Raw genomic sequence first — 6,026 nt, 5'->3', positions numbered from 1 at the left:
TCCCCCCTTCAAGTGCCAAAAAATATCCCGGGGAGCGCGAGGGGCACCCCCCCTTGCACCCAAACCTATCCGCCCGCCCCCCAGCGCTGCTCCAATGCCTCCAACGCCGCGATCCGCTCATCCGTCTTGGGATGGCTCATCAACCAAGCCGGAACCACCCCGGCGCGCTGCTCCGTCAATTCTTCCAGCTTATGAAACAGCGATTTCTGAGGCCCGATCCCGATCCCGGCCTTGGTCAGCAACGCGGCGGCATATTCATCCGCCTCATATTCATCCCCCCGCGACAGGCGCGAGGCCAGAAGATGGGTCAGCATGTTTGCGATCCACGCGCCGATGAAGGGAATGAACCGGTTCAGCAACATCATCAGCGCGGCCCGCATCGCGTTCTGGCCGGAAAAATCGATCATCCGTCGCCGTGCATGCCCCAAAGCGACATGACCCAATTCATGCGCAATCACGCTGGCCATTTCCTCGGCCGAGACCTCTCCGTTGCGGAATTTGCGATAGAACCCGCGGGTTATGAAAATCCGCCCATCCGGAGCGGCCAGCCCGTTCACCGGATCGATCTCGTAGATGTAGACCGGCACCCGATCAATCTCCAACGCGGCTGCCAATCGGTCTGTCATGCGCTTGAGCGCGGGATCGGCCAGTTCCGTCGATTTGGCATCCAGTTCACGATGGGTGCGCCAGACGGAAATCCGGTACATCACGACAGCATAGGCGATGGCCAACAGGATCGGGGTCAGACGAAGCATGCTTTAGATATGGGCGGCCTGCCCTACAGAGGCAAGCCGCTATCGCCGACTTATACCCGATCAGAGGGTGTTGGGAAGGCCAACACTAACGGCCAGGCGACGGCAGTTGAAGGTTCGAGTGAAACTCTGAGAGAGACTGCTTGGTCAAAACCGCTCCCTTTGAAGCCTCAAAAAACGCATGTTCGGCTTCTTTCTCTGCAACTAAGGTGTCTGTTCTCAAATCCCGCACATCCGCCCGCAGATCGTCACGCGCCTCCTCATAAGTCTCCGCATCGCGCAGTTCGCGCTCAAGCGCGCTGAGGTCGTCATCGTAATTCGGGTCTGTGGGATCGAGCGCGGCAATATCATCGGTGATGTCTACGCTGCTACGGCCATCATAGCTCTCATTCAGATCACGCAGGTCCCGGCGTGCCTCATATAGGTCTCCGCGCAGGTCATAATAGGTTTCCGCCGCAGCCCGATAGGTCGCGATCTTGCCGACATTGCTGTTAGGTGAGGCGTTGCGGAACGCCGGGGCCGCGGCCTTGGACGCATTCAGATTGCGCAGCTTGTCCGAGCCATAGGGGTCGGTGATCGCCGCTACAAGCGGATCGCGGTAATAGCGGTAGCGGTCCTGCTTTCGGTCGGAATACCGATCGCCATAGCGCAGCCGGTAATCGGTTTCTTTGTAGTTCTTCTTGTCGTCCGAATAGTCGTAGGCACCGGGCTCGTACGGCACAGGCTGGATGGTCGCCCCGTCCTTGTGCCGATAGCCCGGCTGCGGCAGATCGAGATATCCATGGAGCTCTCCCAGAGTGCCCTTGGTCAACGTCCGTCCCTTCGACGCGTCAAAGAATGCGGTCTCTGCATCCTGCAAAGCATCACGGGTTTCGTATCTCAAATCCCGCACATCCGCCCGCAGATCGTCACGCGCCTCCTCATAAGTCTCTGCATCGCGCAGTTCGCGCTCAAGCGCACTGAGGTCGTCATCGTAATTCGGGTCTGTGGGATCGAGCGCGGCAATATCATCGGTGATGTCTACGCTGCTGCGGCCATCATAGCTCTCATTCAGATCACGCAGCTCCCGGCGTGCCTCATATAGGTCTCCGCGCAGGTCATAATAGGTTTCCGCCGCAGCCTGATAGGTCGCGATCTTGCCGACATTGCTGTTGGGTGAGGCGTTGCGGAACGCCGGTGCCGCCGCCTTGGACGCATTCAGATTGCGCAACTTGTCCGAGCCATAGGGGGCGGTGATCGCCGCAACAAGCGGATCGCGGTACCGACGTTTGTCAGATTTCTTACCATTATGGGGTTTATACTCATAATCCTTGCGGGCAACCGGACGTGGAGAGTACTCGACCGGAGCAACGGACGCCTTGCGGTGCGTTTTCTTTGTATACTTCGCACCTGATGTGGATTTTGCTCGCACGCGTTTGCCAAAGAGTTGCTCGACATCGCGTTTGAATTCACGCCCAAACCCGGCGAGTGTGGTTCTTTGAACCTTGCCGTTCTGGCCTTTGTTTTTGGCCGATCGCTGAGGCTTGGCTTTCTGCTTCTTATGCTTCTTGCTAAAGCCAAGTGCTTTGTTCGAGCCTGCGGTTCCTGATTTGGCCTTACCAGTATCTTTCCCCGCGCTTTTGTCGCCCTGACCTTTGCCGGATTTTCCCTTGTCGCCGCCTTTATTGCCTTTTCCCGAGTTACCCTTGCCGCCGCGTCCCTTGCCGTTCCCGTTGCTTTTGTCGCTCTTCGCATAGGCAGCGTCTGGTGCCAGTGCGATAGTTGCGACAGCGCCAGATGCAAGAACCAACACGGTAATGGTCAATACGGATGTCAGAATCTTCAGCAGTTTAGAATTGGTCATTTCAGCCCCCCAGCCTCAACCATTTTCGTTTATATCACGAATTCGCGAGGGGCAGAGAGTTTTCAATGATTGTCTCTGATGCGAGCAATGTAGGGGGTGAATCGCCGACATATTGATCGATTGTTTCCAGTATCGGACCAATTCGGTGTCCAGAACGGCTTAACGCGTCAGTTCTCGCATGCCTTGTTCCAGTCCGGCCAGCGTCATGGGCACCATGCGATCCTCAAAAATCTCGCGGATCATGCCTATGGAATGCGTATATTCCCAATACTTCTCGGGGACCGGATTGATCCACAGGTTCGAGGTCCACTGTTCGCGCGCCCGCTGCAGCCAGACCTGACCGGCCTCCTGGTTCCAGTGCTCGTTCGCACCGCCGGGATAGGCGATCTCGTAGGGGCTCATAGAAGCGTCGCCAACGAAGATGCACTTGTAGTCCGGGCCGTAGGTGCGCAGAACCTCGTGGGTCGGCGTCTGCTGGTCCCAGCGACGGCGGTTGTCGCGCCAGACACCTTCATAGAGGCAATTGTGGAAGTAGTAATATTCCAGATGCTTGAACTCGCTTCGTGCGGCCGAGAACAACTCCTCGACCACTTTGATATGCGGGTCCATTGATCCGCCCACGTCCAGAAACAGCAGAACCTTGACCGCGTTGTGACGCTCGGGGCGTGTTTTGACGTCCAGATAGCCATGCTCGGCGGTGGCGCGGATGGTGCCGTCCAGATCCAGTTCTTCGGCAGCACCCTCGCGGGCCCAGCGGCGCAGGCGTTTCAGGGCGACCTTGATGTTGCGGGTGCCCAGTTCCACGGTGTCATCCAGATTGCGAAACTCGCGCTTGTCCCAGACCTTCACAGCGCGCTGGTGGCGGCTTTCCTTCTGGCCAATGCGCACGCCTTCGGGGTTATAGCCGTAGGCCCCGAACGGGCTGGTCCCGGCGGTGCCGATCCACTTGTTGCCACCCTGATGGCGACCCTGTTGATCCTTGAGGCGTTCGCGCAGCGTCTCCATCAGCTTGTCAAAGCCACCCAACGCCTCGATCTCGGCCTTTTCTTCGGCGCTGAGGTGCTTTTCGGCCATCTTCTCAAGCCAGTCTGCCGGGATATCCACCGCCTCCAGCACCTGATCAAAGCTGATCTCGTTCAGCCCCTCGAAGCTGGCGGCAAAGGCGCGGTCGAACTTGTCGATATTGCGTTCGTCCTTCACCATCGAGACGCGGGCGAGGTAGTAGAACGCCTCGACATCGTAGGTCGCCAGACCCTTTTTCATACCCTCCAGAAAGGTCAGGTATTCGCGCAGGGATACGGGAATGCCAGCTTTGCGGAGGTTTTCGAAGAAGGGCAAGAACATGGGATCAGATCATTCGAACAAGGACCAGCGAGATGATCAGGCCCAGAAGGGCGAAGGCAATGCCGTAACCGGCGGCGTACTGCGCCATATCCGCGCCGCTGCCATTGCGTTTGCGCGCGGTACGAACGCCCAGAAGAGCACCCAGAATCGCCATGCCCAGAACCACTACCATCCGCTGTTACCCGCCCGTGTTTGAAGTGGGCGCCTGTGCAAGACCCTCAGACACCGAGCGCACCACCAATTCCGAGCCGAAGCCGTAGCGCGCCCACCCGATGCTGTCCAGCCTGACGGTGCGTGCCTGATCAATCTGCCCGGATTGCCGCAATGCTTCGGATTTCAGCAGCAGAAGGGTGGCCAGAAGGGCGGCGTTCTCGGCCTGTGTCATGACCTTGATGGCCTCATTCAATTCGGGCAGCGCATCTGCGCCGCGTCCCCGCGCCAGCGCAAACGCCGAGGTCTGCGCCGTGACATGAGCGCGTTGCACCTCTGTCCCCGGTGTCGCGTCGAGGTATCTCAGCGCCAGCGCATATTGCTGTTGTGCCGCTTCTGGATCGTCGAATTGTCCCATCCGACCCAGCAGATAGTGCGGATAGGCGCGGCGGTGGTCGGTCCAGCCCTGCTGCGCGCCAATGCGCGCGGCCTCTTGCGCGGCCCGCACCCGCTTGACCGACCCCGAGCCGGACCCCAAAGCCCGCTGCACCGCATTGATCCATGCGCGGGGTGTTTCGGACACCGGTTGCGGGGCGATCCGGTCACCGCGTGGATTCAGACGGCTAAGTACGCTCGGCAGCACGGCGGCCACCTGTTCGCGCGTCATCCCGCTTTGCAGTTCTGGCGCATAGGCGGTGCGCAGGATCAGCATGTCAAAGCCGGTTAGCACCGTGTGGAAATTGTCGTCGTTGAACACGGAATCCGGCAGACGATAAAGATCGTTCAAGGGGCCAAGCGCCTGTGCCAGTTCTTCATGCAGACAGTCGCGTACCTCTTGCGGGCTGGCGTCGTAGGGGATGAAAATGCCGATCCGCTCGCGGCTGCGCAGCTGCGTCCAGTTGCTTTTGGCCTTGCGGCGGTCCTGGCGGTATTCCTCAAGACTGGAAGAGTTGGGGACAACGAAACAAGCCGCCTGTGGCAGGATGCGGTGGATCTGTCGCTGGCTGACGGCTTCGATGGTGATATTCGCCTCACCCTCAGAGATCTGACGGATGTCGATCCGGGCCTCGCGCTGCAAACGGCTGAGCAGACGGCTAAGGTCGGTTTGCATCGACGGTGCAGGGGTGCCGGTCAGGCGCACTGTGACCGGGCCTTCGAACCGGGTGAACACAGGCAACTCGGCACCGCTTTCCAGCGCGAAATGCAGCGACAGGAAATCCGCCGCGATGTTGGCGTTGGAACGGGCCGGGGCACTGGGCCGGGCGGTGCCGAAACTTTTCGACGGTGGCAGCGCGTCTTCGATCACCTTGATGCGCGTCGGCAGCTCGGTTCGGTCGACCGATGTGCAGGCAGACAGTGTCGCCAGCAAGAGGGCTGCACCCAGACGCATCATGGGCGCTGATACTTCAGAAACGGCGTTAACTTGCCGATGCGGTCATAAAGCTGGCGCGCGGTGTGATTGAACTCCTGCGTTAGCCAGTAGACGGCGGGGGCGTCTTGCCGGTCCGCCTCGTCATAAACGGCCTGAATCAGCGCGCGTCCCACACCGGTGCCGCGCGCCTGCGGGCGGGCGTAGAGGTCTTGCAGATAGCAGACGCGTTCCACCTTCCACGCATGGCGGTGAAACAGGTAGTGGGTCAGTCCAACAAGGGCACCATCCTGTTCGGCCACAAAGCAGGAAAAGTCTTGCGGATCATCACCTAAGAGGCGCGCGAATGTGCTGTCATAGACCTCGTTCGCGACTTCGGATTCATAGAATGCCAAATAGTCGCGCCACATCTCGGCCCACGCCGCCCGGTCATCGGGGCGCAAAGGGCGGATGGTGAGGTCGGTCGGCATGTTCGGGTTTCCTGCTCTGCGGGGCCCGTTTCAGCGTCGGGCTTTTGTGGCTGCAATGCTGACATCCGGCCCCGCAGAAGGCAAGCCGTGATCGCCGG

At 59.6% G+C, this 6,026-nt stretch carries 6 protein-coding genes; all 6 read right to left on the bottom strand.

The features are described from left to right. Positions 1–65: 65 nt before the first annotated feature. The 6 genes from ACR0KM_RS16185 to ACR0KM_RS16160 all read right to left on the bottom strand — a co-directional run bounded on the left by ACR0KM_RS16185 (position 66) and on the right by ACR0KM_RS16160 (position 5,928). Entirely contained in the window at positions 66–755 is a 690-nt protein-coding gene (locus ACR0KM_RS16185; RefSeq protein WP_480819720.1) for a M48 family metallopeptidase, read from the bottom strand. Positions 756–840: 85 nt separating this feature from the next. Beyond that, complete coding sequence (locus tag ACR0KM_RS16180) at positions 841–2,595, bottom strand: hypothetical protein (protein WP_480857357.1); 1,755 nt, start codon at positions 2,593–2,595, stop codon at positions 841–843. Between the two features lie 159 nt (positions 2,596–2,754). Further along, complete coding sequence (locus ACR0KM_RS16175; protein ID WP_480857358.1) at positions 2,755–3,939, bottom strand: vWA domain-containing protein; 1,185 nt, start codon at positions 3,937–3,939, stop codon at positions 2,755–2,757. Between the two features lie 4 nt (positions 3,940–3,943). Then, positions 3,944–4,111, bottom strand: a complete 168-nt coding sequence (locus tag ACR0KM_RS16170; RefSeq protein WP_480819723.1) for a hypothetical protein — start codon at positions 4,109–4,111, stop codon at positions 3,944–3,946. Positions 4,112–4,117: 6 nt separating this feature from the next. Continuing rightward, complete coding sequence (locus tag ACR0KM_RS16165; protein WP_480857360.1) at positions 4,118–5,482, bottom strand: DUF2927 domain-containing protein; 1,365 nt, start codon at positions 5,480–5,482, stop codon at positions 4,118–4,120. Then, complete coding sequence (locus tag ACR0KM_RS16160; protein ID WP_480857362.1) at positions 5,479–5,928, bottom strand: N-acetyltransferase family protein; 450 nt, start codon at positions 5,926–5,928, stop codon at positions 5,479–5,481. The genes ACR0KM_RS16165 and ACR0KM_RS16160 overlap by 4 nt, the downstream gene beginning before the upstream one ends. Positions 5,929–6,026: the final 98 nt, after the last annotated feature.

The sequence above is a fragment of the Ruegeria sp. G10 genome (assembly GCF_056533645.1).
This window is presented reverse-complemented; position numbering and strand designations above follow the sequence as displayed.

Excerpts from the sequence above, each read along its gene's own strand:
- ACR0KM_RS16165 (WP_480857360.1), bottom strand. The coding sequence starts at position 5,482 with ATGATGCGTCTGGGTGCAGCCCTCTTGCTGGCGACACTGTCTGCCTGC.
- ACR0KM_RS16180 (WP_480857357.1), bottom strand. The coding sequence starts at position 2,595 with ATGACCAATTCTAAACTGCTGAAGATTCTGACATCCGTATTGACCATT.
- ACR0KM_RS16175 (WP_480857358.1), bottom strand. The coding sequence starts at position 3,939 with ATGTTCTTGCCCTTCTTCGAAAACCTCCGCAAAGCTGGCATTCCCGTA.
- ACR0KM_RS16160 (WP_480857362.1), bottom strand. The coding sequence starts at position 5,928 with ATGCCGACCGACCTCACCATCCGCCCTTTGCGCCCCGATGACCGGGCG.
- ACR0KM_RS16170 (WP_480819723.1), bottom strand. The coding sequence starts at position 4,111 with ATGGTAGTGGTTCTGGGCATGGCGATTCTGGGTGCTCTTCTGGGCGTT.
- ACR0KM_RS16185 (WP_480819720.1), bottom strand. The coding sequence starts at position 755 with ATGCTTCGTCTGACCCCGATCCTGTTGGCCATCGCCTATGCTGTCGTG.